The sequence below is a fragment of the Arthrobacter sp. StoSoilB19 genome, from assembly GCF_019977275.1.
In the GTDB taxonomy this organism is placed as follows: domain Bacteria; phylum Actinomycetota; class Actinomycetes; order Actinomycetales; family Micrococcaceae; genus Arthrobacter.
In genome coordinates, this window is sequence record NZ_AP024650.1 from 2,748,068 (window position 1) to 2,764,528 (window position 16,461).

The following is a 16,461-nucleotide window of genomic DNA, read 5'->3' on the forward strand; positions in this document are numbered from 1 at the left end:
GACTCCGGCCGGGCAGTTCTGTTTAATGGATGGACAGCGCCGCCCCGTACCCCCGCAGCCGCGGCGGCGACGATGCAGCGGCCGTACCGAAGTAAACCCGTACCGAAGTAAAGAGGAACGCGTGGAAGACAGGAAGCTGCGGATCGCAGCTGTAGGAGACGAACTGCTGGCCGGACTGGGGGATCCCCGGGCACTTGGCTGGCTGGGCCGCGTCCTGGCCCGCACTCCCCAGGACGGAATGCTCCTGGAAAGCTACGCCCTCCCCTGTCCCCAGGAAGGCACCGAGGGGCTTGCGGCACGTTGGCTGGAGGAAGCCGGCCGCCGTTTCAGCTCCCAGGCGGAGAACCGGCTGGTCATCGGCCTGTCCGGGCGGGACATTGAATTCGGTCTTTCCACCGCACGGAGCAGGCTGAACCTGGCCAATATCCTGGACTCGGCGTCACAGAACCGGATCGAGGTATTCGTCGTGGGGCCGCCTCCCACGCTGGACCCGGCCCAGAACCGGCGGCTTGACGAACTGAACACCGCCTTCGCCGATGTCACCACCCGCCGCAAGCACCTCTACGTCGACACGTTCTCGCCCCTGCTTAACCACGAACAGTGGCGCCAGGACCTTGCCGCAAACGGTGGAACGCCCGGCCAGGCAGGCTATGGCCTCATGGCATGGCTGGTGCTGCACCGCGGCTGGTTCCAGTGGCTGGGACTGGAAGCCCCCCAGTAGTAGCCCGCTCGAGATATATCTTGACCCTGCCCGCCTGCGGCGATACGTTGTAGGGGCTACGCGATATATCGTCTTTTGGAGGGGACCATGGCCGAGCAAAACTGGAGTGTGACAGACCCGCAAACCATGGACGTCGACGGCGTGACGGCCCTGAAGCTGGGCATGGTCCGTGGCAGGTTCAGGATCACGGCGCACGCGGGGTCCCAGGTGCGGCTGGAGTTCGCCGACGTGCACGGCGATCCGGTAGCCGTGTCACTGAACAGCGGCAGGCTCGAAGTGCGGCACCAGCTGCACGGAGCCCAGGGCTGGTTCAAGAACCTCATGGAGACGGTCAACCACAGCAGCGACAACTCCGCGCTCATCACCATCGCTGTTCCCCAGGGTGTGGAGGTGGAGGCCGGGACCGTCAGCGGGGACGGGCTGGTTTCGGGCGTCTCTGCCCGTGTCCGGCTTAACACCGTGTCAGGTTCCGTAGTGGCGGACAGTACCTCCGGCGAGCTTCAGGTCAATACCATCAGCGGCAGCGTGGAGGTCAGGAACCACCGCGGGGTACTCATGGCCAAGAGCGTCTCAGGCAGGGTTACCGCCTCCGGATACTTCACCAACGTGCGCACCAACACCGTCAGCGGGCACCTCGACGTTGAACTGCTCGATTTCACCCGGGACTTCGGCTCCAACTCGGTGTCCGGGGATCTGGCTATCAGGCTGCCGCACGACGTCGGCGTCGACATCGTGGCCAAGTCCGCCGGCGGAGCGGTGATCCTTGACGGCCGGCAGTGCCTCCTGGCCAACGGCAAAGTGGAGACCATTGCCGGGCCCGACGGGCAGCTGATGCTCGTCCGGACCAATTCGGTATCCGGCAAGACGTCCATATCCCACGCTCCTGCACCACTTGACGGCGACGGGGAAGCGCAAGGCTGATGCCGCCCGTCTTCGCACACGGTGCGTTGCGCCTCTACCTGCTGGCACTGCTGGAAAGCGGGCCCAAGCACGGGTACGAGCTCATCAAGGCGCTCAAGGAAAGGTTCGCGGGGACTTATTCGCCAAGCGCCGGAACCATTTACCCCCGGCTGGGCAAGCTCGAGGAGGATGGCCTGGTGGCCACCGAGCCGGCCGGGCGGCGCACCAACTACCGCATTACAGCCGCCGGCCTTGCCGAACTGAACCGGCGCCGCGACGATCTGGCGGGGGTCGAGAATGACATCGCCGTCTCCGTCCAACGGCTTGACGTGGAACTGATGGTGCAGAAGTTCCATGATGAGCTCTGCGCGGACCTGCGGCGGCAGGCCATGCGCCGCCCCATCAGCCCTGTGACGCTGGAAACCGTCAGGACAGCCCTCGACGACGCCCGCGCGGCCATCCGCAGCACCCTGCAGTCCTAAGGCGGCGCCTGCTGCCGCACTTCCGCAGGTCATCCGCCCCTACCCGGTTCGCGGGCCGCCACATCATGTGGGAGACTTGAGGGCAGCTCTTTTGAGTACCAACAGTAAGGAGGCCAGCTATGAGCAAGCGTGCACGCAAGCGTCGTGACCGTAAGCGTGGCGGCGCGAACCACGGGAAGCGCCCCAACACCTAGGCAAATGCCAGGAACTACGGTTCAAGCGAAGGACCCCGCAAGCCAAACGGCTTTCGGGGTCCTTTGCTGTCTGCGGCCCTGACCGGCGCAACGCGTGCCTGTTCCTAGGCCTCCACGGGACGGATGGTGTGGATCCTGTCCAGGATGGCGTTCTTCAGGTTGTCCGGCGCGGACTCCGTGCAGGAGCGCTTGACCATATTGCGGATGACGCACTCCAGGTCATACTGTTCCGTGCACTCAGGGCAGTCATCAAGGTGGTTCTTGATTTCCGTGAGGTCCTCGCGGGTCAGCGCCCCGTCAAGGTATTCGTAGATGCGTTGCATCCTGGTGTCGTCGCAATCGCCCAATCCCTGGCAGTCGCTCATTTCCTGTTCTCCTGTGCTTTGCTTCCTGCCGCATCCGAGGCATCTGCGGCCGTTTTAAATCCCCGCTCGGCGGCGTATTCCGCGAGCATGTCCCGCAACATTCGCCGGCCGCGGTGGAGCCGGGACATCACAGTGCCGATGGGCGTGTTCATGATGTCCGAGATTTCCTTGTAGGCAAAGCCCTCAACGTCGGCGAAGTAGACCGCCAGCCGGAATTCTTCGGGGATGTCCTGCAGCGCCCGCTTCACGTCCGAATCCGGAAGGTGATCCAGGGCTTCAGCCTCGGCTGAGCGCAGCCCGCTCGAGGTGTGCGACTCCGCCCGTGCCAGCTGCCAGTCCTCAATGCTGTCCGAGTTGGACTGCAGGGGCTCACGCTGCCTCTTGCGGTAGAGGTTGATGTACGTGTTGGTCAGGATCCGGTACAACCAGGCTTTCAGGTTTGTTCCCGGCTTGTACTGGTGGAAGGCCGAAAAAGCCTTGGTGTAGGCCTCCTGGACCAGATCCTCCGCGTCGGACGGGTTCCGGGCCATGCGCATGGCAGCGGAATACAGCTGGTCGACGTACTGCATGGCATCCCGCTCAAAGCGAAGGCGGCGCTCCTCCACGCTCTCCGTGGCGACGTCCAGCGTGGCATCCTCGGCATCCGCTTCTGCGGCCAATGATTCAGGGTCTGCCTGTCCGGCAGGCACAGGCGCGGTGCCGGCCCTGCCGTTTGCTTCGCCGGGGGTAGCCTCATACATGGCCGCAACGGCCGGATCCAGGGTGTTCATTGCCTTCAAGTCTACTGTCAGGCTCCCTGCCCGGGGCGTGCCGTATTCCGGCGGTTCCGAGGCCAGCTTGTCCACTGCCACCGGGCCCGCCTGCCTGGTTCCGTCCAACACCTTCCCCAAGGGCCAACTCCGCTCTGTTTCGGGTGAATGATTGTCAGGCCCCTGTTGCGGACCTGTTTGCCATAACCGCCTCCCACGGGCAAATATTCCCCAAAAGTGCAAGACTAGGACCGACTCCGCCGCTCGGCGCGGCTCGTCCATCCAGGAGGAAATCCATGTCCTTTGTCCGCACGCTCGCACGGCCCATGCTCGCCTCCAGTTTCGTTCTCGCCGGACTGGATAAGCTCAGGAACGCAGACGACACCGCACAGCAGCTCTCACCGCTGCTGCGCAAGGCTGCAGCCTCGCTTCCCTTCCAGGCGAACGAAACCACCCTCGCACGTGTGATTGGCGGAACCCAGGTAGGGGCCGGCGTCCTGTTCGGCCTTGGCAAGTTTTCCCGGCTCTCCGCGGGCCTATTGACGGTGATTTCGCTCTTGAACACCTTCGTTGAATGGCGCAGCGCGGATATCAGCAGCAAGGAAGGCCGCGAAAGCCGCCGGAACCAGCTGCTCAAGAACCTCTCGCTGAGCGGCGGCGCCCTGCTCGCTTCCGTGGACACCGCCGGCAAGCCCGGCCTGGCCTGGCGCGCCGAGCACCTGGCGGCCGATGCCCGTCGGAACGCCTCGCACCTGGCCGCCGACGCGCGCAGGACCACCACCAAGAAGCTGAACAAGGCGGACAAGGCCGTGCGCCGCGCCGTCGAACACGCTACGGGAGCATAAAAACGAATGACCGCAGCAGTTGCCACCCGGGACGGGTCCGGAACGCCTGTCCAGCACTGGGCCGCACCCTTTGCGTCCCGGCCCGTTAACGCCACAGTGACGGTGCCCGGATCGAAGTCCCTGACCAACAGGTACCTGGTCCTGGCTGCCCTCGCGGACGGCCCGTCCCGGCTGCGGGCCCCCCTGCATTCCAGGGACTCCGCACTCATGGTCGACGCACTGCGGCAGCTCGGTGCCGTCATCACCGAAGTGCCCGGGGACGGTGCCTTTGGGCCCGACCTGGAGGTGGTTCCGCTGCCGGCGGCAGCGGCCGCGTCCCACACCAGGATCGACTGCGGACTTGCCGGCACCGTCATGCGGTTCGTTCCGCCGCTGGCGGCGCTCCGCAACGGAGCCAGCGTGTTCGACGGCGATCCCCACGCCCGCAAGCGCCCCATGGGAACCATCATCGAGGCCCTCAAAGCCCTGGGCGTGGCCGTTTCCGCCGAAGACGGCAGCGCGCCGTCGTCGCTCCCTTTTGTGGTGGAAGGCAACGGCGCAGTCCGCGGCGGCCATCTGGTGATCGATGCCAGCGCCTCCTCGCAGTTCGTCTCCGCCCTCCTCCTGGTGGGCGCAAGGTTCGACGACGGCCTGCACCTGGAACACGTGGGCAAGCCGGTACCCAGCCTGGACCACATCAACATGACAGTGGCCGTCCTGCGCGGTGCCGGCGTTTCAGTGGACGACTCCGTCCCCAACCACTGGGTGGTGGCGCCGGGACCCATCCGCGCCTTCGACCAGCGGATTGAACAGGACCTTTCCAACGCCGGGCCCTTCCTGGCCGCGGCCCTGGCCACGCGGGGCACCGTACGGATTCCCAACTGGCCTGATGAAACGCAGCAGGTGGGAGACCTGTGGCGCGGAATCCTGGCCAGCATGGGCGCCTCGGTCACCCTGGCTGACGGTGTCCTGACCGTCACCGGCGGCCCGGAGATCAAGGGCGGCAACTTCGCGGACACCAGCGAACTGGCTCCCACGGTCGCGGCCCTGTGTGCCCTTGCCACGGGGCCTTCCCGCCTCAGCGGCATCGCCCACCTGAGGGGACACGAGACGGACAGGCTCGCGGCCCTGGTATCGGAGATCAACCGGCTGGGCGGCGACGCCGAGGAAACCAGCGACGGCCTGGTGATCCGGCCCACCCGGCTGCACGCCGGCGTCGTCCACAGCTACGCCGACCACCGCATGGCCACGGCCGGCGCAATCCTGGGACTCGCCGTCGAAGGCGTCCAGGTGGAGGACATCGGCACCACGGCCAAGACCATGCCGGATTTCCCGCAGCTGTGGGCCGGCATGCTGGCCCAGGGAGAAGGGTCCGCCGCCGGACCGGAAGGGCGCGGCAGTGGCGCGGAGCACTGATTCCTGGGACGAATCGGACGTTCGGATCCGTCCCAGCAAGAAGGGCTCCCGGCCGCGCACCAAAGACCGCCCCAGCCACGACGACGCCGTGACCGGACGGATCATCACGGTGGACCGCGGGCGGTACACCGCGGTAGTGGACGAGGACTCGGAGAATGAGCGCGTTGTCATTGCCGCGCGCGCCCGGGAACTTCGGCGCTCGCCCGTTGTGGCAGGCGACTTCGTCTCGCTCGTGGGGGACGTCTCCGGCGCGCCGGACACGCTTGCCCGGCTGGTGAAGATCCAGGACCGCCACACCCTCCTGCGCCGCAGCGCCGACGACACCGACCCCGTTGAGCGCGCGGTGGTGGCCAACGCCGACCAACTGGTGATCGTGGTGGCTGCCGCCAACCCGGAACCCCGCACGGGGTTCATCGACCGCGCGCTCGTGGCCGCATACGACGCCGGAATCGAACCCATCCTGCTGGTCACCAAGGCCGACGTCAAAGACCCCGCGGACCTGCTTTCCAACTACACGCACCTGGACTTCCCGGTGATCATCAGCAAGACGGCGGATGCGCAGGCGTCGGGAATCGATGCCCGGTCCGATGACGGGCTCTCGGCGCGGCTGGACAGCGCCGCAGTGGCGGCGCTGCGGGACCATCTCGATGGCAAGGTCACCGTTATGCTGGGGCACTCCGGCGTCGGCAAGTCCACCATGGTGAACGCCCTGACCGGCGCCGAGCGGGCCACCGGCGGCGTGAATGCCGTGACCGGGCGCGGCCGCCACACGTCGTCGTCGGCCCTTGCCTTGCGGTTGGCGGACGCGCCTCCCGGCAGCTGGATCATCGATACCCCCGGCATCCGTTCCTTTGGCCTGGCCCACGTGGACCCTGACCGCATCCTGCGCTCCTTCCCGGACCTCTCCCCCGGCATCGAGAACTGCGAACGGGGCTGCAAGCACACCGCAACCGCAGTGAACTGCGGCCTCGACGACTGGGTGGCAGGCGGACACGCAGGTCCCACCGGCGCGGCCCGGCTGGCCTCGCTGCGGCGCCTGCTTGGTACGGACCCGAGGATGGAAGCACAGGAAACCAAGGAGCTCGGCAGCGTCAACTGACGCGTTCTCCCGGCAGAACCGTCCACAGACGGTAGTTTGGAACCATGATCCAACCCGCTTCGAGCTACAACGATGACCTGCGCCTGGCCCATGTCCTGGCCGACTCCGTGGATGACCAGACCATGAGCCGCTTCAAGGCCCTGGACCTCCACGTTGAGACCAAGCCGGACCTGACGCCGGTCACCGACGCGGACAAGGCCGCCGAGGAAGCCATCCGGGGCCAGCTCTCCCGTTCACGCCCCCGCGACGCCGTCCTGGGCGAGGAATTCGGCAGCACCGGCCACGGTTCCCGGCGCTGGATCATCGACCCCATTGACGGAACCAAGAACTTTGTCCGCGGCGTTCCCGTATGGGCCACGCTGATCGCCCTCGTGGATGAGGGCGAACCGGTGGTGGGCGTCGTCAGCGCCCCGGCCCTGGGCAAGCGCTGGTGGGCGGCGAAAGGCATGGGCGCGTACATGGGCAGGTCCCTTGCCGCCGCCACCCGCCTCCGCGTGTCCAACGTGTCGAAGCTTTCCGACGCCTCCCTCTCCTACTCCAGCCTGGGCGGGTGGAAGGAACGCGGAAACCTTGACGAGTTCCTCGGCCTTACCGAGGACGTTTGGCGGACCCGGGCCTACGGGGATTTCTGGTCGTATTGCATGGTGGCCGAGGGCTCCGTGGACATCGCCTGCGAACCCGAGCTGAACCTCTATGACATGGCTGCCCTGGTGCCGATCGTGGTGGAGGCCGGCGGCCGGTTCACATCCCTGGAAGGCGAGGACGGCCCGTTCGGCGGGAACGCCCTGGCCACGAACTCAATCCTGCACTCGGAGGTCCTGCACCGATTGAACCCGTACCTGGACGATCTGCTGTAACTCACGCGCTTTCCACGTTTGAACGAATAATGCGACGCCGGACACCTCCCAAGGCAGGTGCCCGGCGTCGTTTATTCGGGGGCGCGTAACAAAGCCCTTAACAATTGCCGCGGCTTCAGTCCTGGCCGCCCCATGTCCTACGCTTTTATGCAGGTCACGAGTGCCAGCGCAAAACCCCGGTTTGCTGGCCGGCAACCCTCCATTCGCGGTGGGGTGCCCCGGGTGACGACCAGGCCGGTCCGGAGCGGATGCGGCAAGCGCGGATTCCACTATGCCGGAGTCCTGTACCAAGTGAGGTCTCTGTGACAACTGCCACCGTCTCCCCCCAGCCCGTCATTGCCGAAGCTGCCGTCCCCCAAGCACGCCACGCCGCAGCCGGCCGGCCGCTCGCTGCCGTCACCGGCGCCGAAATCCAGGCGCCCCTGATTTCAGGCGGCCACGTGCGGTACGCCAACCTCGATTACGGCGCCTCCGCCCCGGCACTGTCCGTAGTATCGGCTTACCTGAATGAGATCCTCCCCTACTACGCCAGCGTCCACCGCGGGGCAGGATACGCATCCCAGATCAGCACCTCCGTGTACGAGAACGCGCGCAGCATCGTCAGGGATTTCGTGGGCGGCCGCCCGGATGATTCGGTCATCTTCACCCGCAACACGACGGATTCGCTGAACCTGCTGGCCGGCTGCCTTCCCGTGACCGATGGCCGCCACGACGGCGAAGTGCTGTACCTGGACATCGAACACCACGCCAATCTCCTGCCGTGGCAGGGCGTCCCGCACCGCAGCATCGTCGCCGCCGACACCATCACCGGCACCCTTGAGGCCGTACGTGCCGAGCTTGGACAGGGCGGTGTCAGCTTGGTCGCGGTCACCGGGGCCTCCAACGTGACCGGCGAAATCCTCCCCATCCGGGCGCTGGCCGCGCTGGCCCACGAACATGGCGCACGGATCGTGGTGGATGCGGCCCAGCTCGCGCCGCACCGCCGCATAGACATCAGCGCGGATGACGTCGACTACCTCGCCTTCTCAGGCCACAAGCTGTACGCGCCCTTCGGCGCCGGCGTCCTGGTGGGGCGCCCGGACTGGCTGGACGCCGGCGTCCCGCACCTCGCCGGCGGCGGCGCCGTCAAGGAAGCCAGGCTCGACGGCGTCAGCTGGGCCACCGGCCCGGCCCGCCATGAGGGGGGCTCGCCGAACGTCCTGGGGGCCGCCACGCTGGCCCGCGCCACCCAGGTCATTGCCGGCCTGGACCAGGAACGCTGGCACGCCCACGAGTCCGCCATCCGCTCCTTCCTGGTGGAGGGACTCCAGCGGATCGACGGCGTCACGGTTCACCAGATCTTCAAGGACACCAACCCCGAAACGGACACCATCGGGGTGGTCAACTTCTCCGTCGAGGGTTACGACGCAGGACTGGTGGCGGCGTACCTTTCGGCAGAGCATGGCGTGGGCCTGCGTGACGGGCGCTTCTGCGCCCATCCCCTGCTGAAGCGCCTGGGCCTGCCGTCCGGTTCCCTCCGCGCCAGCTTCGGCGTCGGTTCGCGCCTGGAAGATGCCGAGCGCCTGCTGGCCGGCATCCAGGCGCTCCGGAGCAACGGGCTGGGCTGGGACTACGTGGTGGACGCAGGCCGCTGGGTCCCTGCCAACGACACCCGCACCTACCCGCACTGGGCGCCCAACACCCCTGGAACAGCCGGCGCAGCGCCCTGCATCGACGACTGACGCCGGAGACCGGCCACTCCTGTTTCAGCCGGCTGACCGTGCGTCAGGGGAATGCGGTAAATTCGAAAGGTACCGCAGGACGTCAGCTGAAGGAGGCCACGCGTGGTTCGGGGTGGCCCCAAGCTTGATCACGGGCGGCGCAGGGAACTGGGCCGGAGCTTCCAGGACGGCGGCAGGCACTACCAGCGCGTCCGGCCCGGCTACCCTGAGGAGTCCGCCCGGTGGCTGGTGCCCGCCGACGCCCATGAAGCCCTCGACGTTGGTGCCGGTACCGGAAAGTTCACCGCGCTGCTGCTGGACATGGGGCTGGACGTCACGGCCGTGGACCCCTCGGCGGACATGCTCGCCCAGCTCACGGAACACTACCCGGCTGCCACGGCGATGCCGGGGACTGCCGAGGCGACAGGCCTGCCCGACGCCAGCTTCGACGTCGTCACCGTAGCCCAGGCGTGGCACTGGTGCGACGCCCTGGCGGCAAGCACCGAACTGGCCCGCGTGCTGCGCCCGCACGGAACCCTCGGCCTGGTGTGGAACCAGCTGGACACCTCAGTGCCCTGGGTGCACCGGCTCTCCCGGATCATGCACGCAGGCGACGTCTACCGGCCGGGGCACAAGCCCGTCATCGGCCCGGAGTTCCAGGGGCTCGAAGGGCATGTCACCCACTGGCAGGACACAGTGGACACCACGGACCTGATGGAACTCACTAAATCCCGCAGCTACTACCTCCGGGCCGGCGAGTCAACGCGGGCCAAGGTCCTGGCCAACCTGGACTGGTACCTGCACGAACACCTTGCCTACACCCCTGACCAGGAAATCGACCTTCCCTACCTCACCCTGGCTTGGCGGGCCGTCAAGGCATGACGGCGCATCCCGTATGGCGCCTGCAGAGCCGGTAGGCTTGGATTCGTGAAGACCAGCGCGCCCTCCTCCTCGATCGAGGATTACGTCAAGGTCATTTATTCCTTTACCGAATGGCAGGACAAGCCCATCACGTCCTCCCAGCTCGCACAGCGGCTGGGGGTGGCAAATTCCTCGGTGTCGGAAATGGTCCGCAAACTCAAGGACCAGGGCCTGGTGGACCACAAGCCCTACAGCGCCGTCACGCTGACCGAGGCCGGCCTGCGGCTGGCGCTGTCCATGGTCCGGCGCCACCGGCTGATCGAGACATACCTTGTCCAGCGGCTCGGATACAGCTGGGACGAAGTCCACGATGAGGCTGAACAACTCGAACACGCCGTGTCGGACACGTTCATCGAACGGGTCGCCGCCAAGCTCGGGGACCCGAAGCGTGACCCGCACGGCGATCCAATCCCCACGGCGGACGGGCAGGTGCTGATGCCGCGCGCGCACCTCCTCGCCGAGCTGGACCAGGGACATACCGGCAGGATCACCCGGATCAGCGACGACAACCCGGAACTGCTGCGCTACCTGGCCGCCCAGGCCATCGACCTTGATGCGGACGTCGAGGTGGTGGGACGGCGGCCTTTCGGCGGAGCCCTGGTGGTGCGGATCGGTGGTCCCGGCGGCGCCCGTGAGTACGATTTCGCTGAGGAAATCGCCTCGGCGCTCTGGGTCTCCAGCGACGCGCCGCATGCCGGCTGCGCCCTGGACGGGCTCTGACGTGGCGCTGCCCACCGCCCGTGCCTGGCTGGCTGTCGCCGCCGGCGGACTGATCGGCAGTGAGCTGCGCTACGGGCTGGGCCTGGCGTTTCCGGACGTGCCCGGTTCGGTCCCGTGGGCCACGCTGGGCATCAACATCAGCGGCAGTTTCGTCCTCGCGGCTTTGACCACCGTCTGGATGGCACGCCCGCACACGGCCTTCTGGCTGCGCGCCGGCATCGGGCCGGGCCTGCTGGGTTCCTTCACCACCTTTTCCGCGGTCATTTTCGCCTCCGACCAGTTGGCACGCGCGGGTGAGCACCCCGTATGGCTCCTTTACCTGGGCTTGTCGCTGTTGCTCGGCCTTTCGGCGGCAGGCCTGGGCTGGCGCACCGGAAGGCTCATCGCCCGGAACCGGGGCCCGGCATGATCACGGCAGCCCTGGTGGGAGTGTTTGGCGTGGCCGGGGCGCTGCTGCGGTTCGGGATCGACAGCTGGTTCGCACACCACAGCAGCATCCGCAGCGTCCGCACCGATGGCCGTGCGGCGTTGCACTGGCCCTGGGCCACCCTGCTGGTCAACGTCGTCGGCTGCTTCATCATCGGTCTGGCACACGGCCTGACCGCCGGGCTGGGACTGGGCGCGGAATGGCAGGTGGTTTTGGCCACCGGACTGGCCGGCGGACTTACCACCTTCAGTTCGTGGACCACCGCCACCATCCGCTTGCTCAGCGAAGCACGGTTCGGCGCCGCGGCCCTGAACGTGGCAGTCAACCTGGGCCTTGGCTTTGCTGCCGCGTCCGCTGGCATAGCACTCGCTTCCTAGCGACGCTGTTCCCGTTGGGGGCCCGGCCGGCGATTTGGCGGCCTCCCGTATGGTGGAAGGTGATGATCAGCAGACGCGACGCCGCAATAACCCTTGATGTTCCCCTTGAGATGGCGCAGCGCCACGGCCTGCCGAAGTGGATGACGGAGGCCGAACTCCGCGCCATCCTCGACAATCCTCCGCCATGGCTGGTGCAGTCACGCGCCAACCGGACGGGCAAGCGGCCGGTGTGGGTGCACCTGGAATGCGCCGTCTGTGGCTATGAGGAGGCGGCCCGGCCCAAGAAGTGGTGGCCGGACTTCACCTACGTGGTATGCAGCCATCATGCGCCTTCCGATGTTCCCGCCGTCCGCCCCGGGTGCGTCCGCAGCGAGTACGACGGCGTGGGGACCCGTTTCGTGGGCATCGCGGACGTGGAAGCGCCTCCGGTCCGTCCTTAGGCCCGCCCCAGGTGACGTGCCCCGGGGACCTTCGGGCCGGCGTCGGGCATTATCCTGCGCCGTTGCCTGTCATTTCTTCCGGGACGGCGGTGAGGTGCAACTCGGCGCCGTCGCGGAGTACCTTCACGTCCAGCGGCTCGCCGATGGCATCGGAAAACAGGAGCCGCTGCAGGCTTTCGGCGTTGCTGACGGGACGGCCTCCGGCGGTGACGATAATGTCACCCGCGGTAAGGCCTGCTTTGTCCGCCGGCGAACCGGGCAGCACCTCCACGACGCGGAGCCCTTCGCGCAGCCCGCTGCGGATCACAGCGCTGGGGTTGAGCTGGATGGGCGTGCTGACAAGGCCCAGGTAGGCACGGCGTACCCTCCCGTCTGACAGGAGCGCGGAGATGATCCTGCGGGTGGTGGCATTGATTGGTATGGCGAGCCCCAGCCCGGCGCCCGCCACTGCGGTGTTGATGCCGACGATCCTGGAGTGCGTGTCCGCCAGCGCTCCACCGGAGTTGCCTGGGTTCAGCGCTGCGTCCGTCTGGATAACGTCCTCGATCACTCTCCTGTTGCCGCCCGCCCAGACTGGAATGGCCCGGCCCAAACCGCTGACCACGCCCGCGGTGACTGACCCCGCCAGGCCCAGTGGGTTTCCGACGGCAATCACAAGCTGGCCCACGCGCAGGGTCTCGGCCGCGCCGAACTGAGCAGGTGGCACCTTGGGCCGCGAACCGTGGACCACTGCTAGATCGGACAGGGGGTCGGCTCCCACCAGTTCCAGTTCCATCCGGCTCCCGTCTCCAAACACCGCAAAACCGTGCCGGGTGCCTGCCACGACGTGTGAGTTGGTGAGCAGGTATCCGTCCTCCGTGAAGAGAACGGCCGAGCCGGCGCCCACCCTCACCCTGCCGTTGCCCCTATTCGCGGTCATCTCGATGGCTGCCACGTGGGGCGTAACCGCTGCCGCGACACGCATGACCGTTTGCGAGTACGAGTCCAGGACGTCCTCGTCTCCGGTGGATATGGGTTCCCGCGCCTGTTCCATGACGCACCTCCGGTCTGGTGCCGCTTCCGGCAATCCATGCCCTTTACGGGTCCTTACGGGAGACAACAATGGCCGGGCACGGTCCACTCCCGGTGGAGCTACGCCGTGGGTGAACGCCGGCAGTGCGGTGCGGTGCGGCTGTCAAGGCTTTAGGATCGGAGCATGACTGACTCCCCTGCAGGGTCTCAAACGGAAATACTGAACGCTGAGGAGTGCTGGCGGTACCTTCGGTCCTCCTATATCGGGCGGCTGGCGGTCATCAACGGTGACGTTCCCGAGATTTTTCCCGTGAATTTTTCGGTCGCCGGTGACACCCTGCTGTTCCGCACGGCGCCGGGGACCAAGCTCCGTGCCCTGCTCAGCGGCTCGGTTGCCGCCTTGGAGGTGGACGGCCTCAACCCATACGCCACTCAGGTCTGGAGCGTTGTCGCCAAGGGCAGGCCGCAGCCATTCGATGAAGCCAGCATGAAGCTTCCGGAGGAAGACGCCGACAGGGAACCTTGGGAACCGGGGATCAAGGACCACCTGGTGGCCATTACCCCCACCGATATCACCGGCCGCCGTTTCGCTGTCACGCCGCGGACCCGCTGGTGGCCGCCGGTCGATTTTTCCGCCGACTGGCTGTAGCGGCCTGCGGTCTCACGCCGTGATGATCACTTTGAGGGCCTTGGTTTCGGCTGCCCGGGAAAACGTGTCGTAGGCGTCAAGGAACTGGTCGAAACTGAAATGGTGCGTGGCGAACTTCTCCGCCCTGATCTTTCCCTGGGCCACAAGCTTGAGCAGCATGGGCGTCGTGTTGGTATTCACCAGCCCCATGCTGATGTTGATGTTTTGGATCCACAGGTTTTCCAGGTGCAGCTCCACCGGTTTTCCGTGCACCCCAACGTTCGCCACCGATCCACCCGGCCGCACTATGTCGGTGCACATGCCAAATGTTGCCGGCACGCCAACAGCTTCGATGGCCACATCGACGCCCTGTCCGCCGGTCAGGGCCAGGACCTGTTCCTTCCAGTCACTGCTGCCGGAAAGGACAGTGTCCGTGGCGCCGAACTCCCTTGCCTTCGCCAGGCGGTTGGCGTCCAGGTCGATGGCCACCACAGTCGCTGCGCCGTACAGTCCTGCCGTGGTGATCGCCGCCAGGCCCACCGGCCCGGCACCAACAACGGCCACGGTGTCGCCGGGCTTCACCCGGCCGTACTGGACACCTATTTCGAATCCGGTGGGGAGGATATCGGAGAGCATGACGGCCTGTTCGTCGCTGACGCCCGCGGGCAGCAGGTGCAGCGAGTTTTCGGCGTACGGCACGCGGACATACTCCGCCTGGGTCCCGTCGATCAGGTGTCCGAAGATCCACCCGGTGCCTTCCTGGCCCTCGCCTCCCAGGCAGTGCGAATAGAGTCCGGTCTTGCAGTTGGCACAGTGGCCGCAGGATTTGATGCACGAGATGATGACACGGTCATTCACCTTCAGGCCGGTCACGGAAGGCCCGGTTTCCACGATGGTTCCCACCGCCTCATGTCCCAGGATCCGGCCCTTTTCGACGGCGGGTACGTCACCTTTGAGGATATGCAGGTCGGTGCCGCAGATCGTGGTGGTATCGACCTTGACGATGACGTCGCCGGGTTGCTGGATCCGGGGGTCGGGGACATCAGTCCATGACTTGTCACCCGGGCCGCCGTAGACGAGGGCTTTCATGTGTCTCTCCTTACTGTGTGGGACGGATTCTCCGACGTTCGCCGCCGGCTTGCGCGGACAGCTGATGGTTGGGCTGCGGGCCGGCGGGACTGGCTGCCGGCGGATCCAGTGCCTGGAGTTTGGCTATGTGCAGGCCTCCGAGCACCAGGAAAAGCCCCGAGAGCCCAAGGGCGGGCAGCAAGGCGGCCAGGCTTGGTTCTGCACCGAACAGGGGTTTAACCAGTTCACCCACCGCCAGGGAGAAAATGAGGGTGAAACCCAGGACATACAGGGCCGGGAGAAGCAGCAGTCCCGTACGGTGGCCCCGGTACGTGAGGAAGGACAGGATCAGGAACCCGGGCATGATGAAGCAAAGGTCCAGGATGAAGATCGAGTAGAGGGAGTCAATCTGCTCGCCGCTCCGCATCAGGGGCAGGAGCATCCCGATCCACAGAGGGTAGAAGATCAGCGGCTGAAGGATGGCACCGGCCGCTGACACCAGCCTCAGTGCACGGGGAAGGGAGGCGGATGGCGCGTCGCGGTCCATGGTGGCCCCGGCGGTGACCATGGCCCAGAATGACACTGCGAAGACTGCCATGTAGAGCAGGTACAGGCCGTTGTACGTCCGCTCAATGACGTAGATCCCGTATGCGTAGAAGAGGTAGCCAAGGAGCCCCAGTGCCACGATCTGGTATTTGGCCCTGTGCGGGCCAACCGCGTAGGCCAGGTACAGCAACGCGAGCCCGGCCGCGACGGAGAGCAGGTCCTGGGAGTAGGCGCCGGGGATCAGGTCAGCGGCAACCACCCTGTTGTAGATTCCGGGCCGCCAAAGCCCCGTTGCCGCAGCGGCGAGCGCCAGCAGTCCGGCAACAGCCCACAGCAGGCGGTTGAGGAACAGATGGGTCAGCATGGGCCACCTTTCACCGGAAGATGAGCGTTTCCCGGGCGTCCCCACAGCGTCCCATTGGGCCGGCCGGACCCCAAGTGCCATTGGTCCTTCCTTGGGCATTGGTCCTTCCTTGGAGGCCGGGCCTTTATGCCCTTACGGCAGGCGGGAGAGTTGCCTACGCTGTGGCCTATGACTGAGAAAACGAACGTGCCTGTGCCGGAAATCCTTGACGCGGACGAGTGCTGGACGCTCCTCGCCCAGACCGGGGTGGGGCGCCTGGCCGTCATCGCCGATGGCCATCCGGATGTCTTTCCCGTCAATTACAAGGTGGACGGCAGGACGCTGGTTTTCCGCACCGGCGGCGGTACCAAGCACCAGGCCCTCCAGTCGGAAGCCACCGTGGCCCTCGAAGCAGATGCGGTCAGCTCCCAATTCGGGCTCGCATGGAGCGTCGTGGTCAAAGGCACGGCTGTTGAAGCGACGCCCACGGGCCCTGACCTGGATGACGTCAAGCGGGCGCTGTTTCCATGGCAGGGCGTGGGGCAGGAGCACTTCATCCGCATCACGCCGGAGTCAATAACGGGGAGGCGCTTCACGGTGGACGCACCACTGCTGTGGCAAACCTCGCTGGACCACGCAACCCGCGCCGGTTTCGAGTAGGAATTACGGGCGG

General features: G+C 66.4%; 20 protein-coding genes and 1 riboswitch. Of the genes, 15 read left to right on the plus strand and 5 right to left on the minus strand.

Annotated elements, in window-relative coordinates:
• Nucleotides 1–121 precede the first annotated feature (121 nt).
• The 3 genes from LDO86_RS12615 to LDO86_RS12625 all read left to right on the plus strand — a co-directional run bounded on the left by LDO86_RS12615 (nt 122) and on the right by LDO86_RS12625 (nt 2,103).
• Complete coding sequence (locus LDO86_RS12615) at nt 122–721, plus strand: GDSL-type esterase/lipase family protein (protein ID WP_018768443.1); 600 nt, start codon at nt 122–124, stop codon at nt 719–721.
• A gap of 87 nt (nt 722–808) precedes the next feature.
• On the plus strand, nt 809–1,642 hold the full coding sequence (locus LDO86_RS12620) for a DUF4097 family beta strand repeat-containing protein (RefSeq protein ID WP_018768444.1): 834 nt from the start codon (nt 809–811) through the stop codon (nt 1,640–1,642).
• On the plus strand, nt 1,642–2,103 hold the full coding sequence (locus LDO86_RS12625; RefSeq protein ID WP_018768445.1) for a PadR family transcriptional regulator: 462 nt from the start codon (nt 1,642–1,644) through the stop codon (nt 2,101–2,103). The genes LDO86_RS12620 and LDO86_RS12625 overlap by 1 nt, the downstream gene beginning before the upstream one ends.
• 298 nt (nt 2,104–2,401) lie before the next feature.
• On the opposite strand, the gene rsrA is transcribed toward LDO86_RS12625, so the two are convergent.
• Nucleotides 2,402–2,662 (minus strand): mycothiol system anti-sigma-R factor, encoded by a 261-nt coding sequence (gene rsrA / locus LDO86_RS12630; RefSeq protein ID WP_018768446.1) that lies wholly within the window; start codon nt 2,660–2,662, stop codon nt 2,402–2,404.
• Nucleotides 2,659–3,432 (minus strand): sigma-70 family RNA polymerase sigma factor, encoded by a 774-nt coding sequence (locus LDO86_RS12635; RefSeq protein ID WP_134163828.1) that lies wholly within the window; start codon nt 3,430–3,432, stop codon nt 2,659–2,661. The genes rsrA and LDO86_RS12635 overlap by 4 nt, the downstream gene beginning before the upstream one ends.
• A gap of 275 nt (nt 3,433–3,707) precedes the next feature.
• Between LDO86_RS12635 and LDO86_RS12640 the strand changes: the two genes are divergently transcribed.
• The 10 genes from LDO86_RS12640 (at nt 3,708) to LDO86_RS12685 (ending at nt 12,192) form a co-directional block, all read left to right on the plus strand.
• Nucleotides 3,708–4,256: a DoxX family protein gene (locus tag LDO86_RS12640; RefSeq protein WP_018768448.1), complete on the plus strand. Its 549-nt coding sequence runs from the start codon at nt 3,708–3,710 to the stop codon at nt 4,254–4,256.
• 6 nt (nt 4,257–4,262) lie between these two features.
• Nucleotides 4,263–5,651, plus strand: a complete 1,389-nt coding sequence (gene aroA / locus LDO86_RS12645; protein ID WP_018768449.1) for a 3-phosphoshikimate 1-carboxyvinyltransferase — start codon at nt 4,263–4,265, stop codon at nt 5,649–5,651.
• Nucleotides 5,635–6,750, plus strand: coding sequence for a ribosome small subunit-dependent GTPase A (gene rsgA, locus LDO86_RS12650; protein WP_018768450.1), 1,116 nt, complete (start codon nt 5,635–5,637; stop codon nt 6,748–6,750). The genes aroA and rsgA overlap by 17 nt, the downstream gene beginning before the upstream one ends.
• Nucleotides 6,751–6,794: 44 nt before the next feature.
• Nucleotides 6,795–7,607 carry a histidinol-phosphatase gene (gene hisN, locus LDO86_RS12655; RefSeq protein WP_018768451.1) on the plus strand — a complete coding sequence of 271 codons (813 nt, stop codon included), beginning with the start codon at nt 6,795–6,797 and terminating at the stop codon, nt 7,605–7,607.
• A gap of 152 nt (nt 7,608–7,759) precedes the next feature.
• Nucleotides 7,760–7,873, plus strand: a riboswitch (SAM riboswitch).
• Between the two features lie 36 nt (nt 7,874–7,909).
• Nucleotides 7,910–9,328 carry an aminotransferase class V-fold PLP-dependent enzyme gene (locus LDO86_RS12660; protein ID WP_224083997.1) on the plus strand — a complete coding sequence of 473 codons (1,419 nt, stop codon included), beginning with the start codon at nt 7,910–7,912 and terminating at the stop codon, nt 9,326–9,328.
• A 102-nt stretch (nt 9,329–9,430) separates the two neighbouring features.
• Nucleotides 9,431–10,189 carry a class I SAM-dependent methyltransferase gene (locus tag LDO86_RS12665; protein ID WP_018768453.1) on the plus strand — a complete coding sequence of 253 codons (759 nt, stop codon included), beginning with the start codon at nt 9,431–9,433 and terminating at the stop codon, nt 10,187–10,189.
• Between the two features lie 45 nt (nt 10,190–10,234).
• Nucleotides 10,235–10,948, plus strand: a complete 714-nt coding sequence (locus LDO86_RS12670; protein WP_018768454.1) for a metal-dependent transcriptional regulator — start codon at nt 10,235–10,237, stop codon at nt 10,946–10,948.
• 1 nt (nt 10,949) lies between these two features.
• A complete protein-coding gene (locus LDO86_RS12675) occupies nt 10,950–11,357 on the plus strand; it encodes a CrcB family protein (RefSeq protein WP_018768455.1) in 408 nt (135 codons plus the stop codon).
• On the plus strand, nt 11,354–11,752 hold the full coding sequence (locus LDO86_RS12680; protein ID WP_018768456.1) for a CrcB family protein: 399 nt from the start codon (nt 11,354–11,356) through the stop codon (nt 11,750–11,752). The genes LDO86_RS12675 and LDO86_RS12680 overlap by 4 nt, the downstream gene beginning before the upstream one ends.
• A 62-nt stretch (nt 11,753–11,814) precedes the next feature.
• Nucleotides 11,815–12,192 (plus strand): hypothetical protein, encoded by a 378-nt coding sequence (locus tag LDO86_RS12685; RefSeq protein ID WP_018768457.1) that lies wholly within the window; start codon nt 11,815–11,817, stop codon nt 12,190–12,192.
• Between the two features lie 49 nt (nt 12,193–12,241).
• Here LDO86_RS12685 and LDO86_RS12690 read toward each other — a convergent pair whose 3' ends face one another.
• The gene (locus LDO86_RS12690; protein WP_018768458.1) at nt 12,242–13,225 is read right to left on the minus strand and encodes a trypsin-like peptidase domain-containing protein; all 984 of its coding nucleotides are present in this window, start codon (nt 13,223–13,225) and stop codon (nt 12,242–12,244) included.
• Nucleotides 13,226–13,387: 162 nt separating this feature from the next.
• On the opposite strand from LDO86_RS12690, the gene LDO86_RS12695 reads away from it, so the two are divergent.
• Nucleotides 13,388–13,852 (plus strand): pyridoxamine 5'-phosphate oxidase family protein, encoded by a 465-nt coding sequence (locus tag LDO86_RS12695; protein WP_018768459.1) that lies wholly within the window; start codon nt 13,388–13,390, stop codon nt 13,850–13,852.
• 12 nt (nt 13,853–13,864) lie between these two features.
• On the opposite strand, the gene LDO86_RS12700 is transcribed toward LDO86_RS12695, so the two are convergent.
• Nucleotides 13,865–14,920 carry a zinc-dependent alcohol dehydrogenase family protein gene (locus LDO86_RS12700; protein WP_018768460.1) on the minus strand — a complete coding sequence of 352 codons (1,056 nt, stop codon included), beginning with the start codon at nt 14,918–14,920 and terminating at the stop codon, nt 13,865–13,867.
• Between the two features lie 10 nt (nt 14,921–14,930).
• Nucleotides 14,931–15,809, minus strand: coding sequence for a hypothetical protein (locus LDO86_RS12705; RefSeq protein WP_018768461.1), 879 nt, complete (start codon nt 15,807–15,809; stop codon nt 14,931–14,933).
• Nucleotides 15,810–15,977: 168 nt separating this feature from the next.
• Here LDO86_RS12705 and LDO86_RS12710 point away from each other — a divergent pair, with 168 nt between their 5' ends.
• Nucleotides 15,978–16,448 carry a pyridoxamine 5'-phosphate oxidase family protein gene (locus tag LDO86_RS12710; RefSeq protein ID WP_224083998.1) on the plus strand — a complete coding sequence of 157 codons (471 nt, stop codon included), beginning with the start codon at nt 15,978–15,980 and terminating at the stop codon, nt 16,446–16,448.
• Nucleotides 16,449–16,461 lie beyond the last annotated feature (13 nt).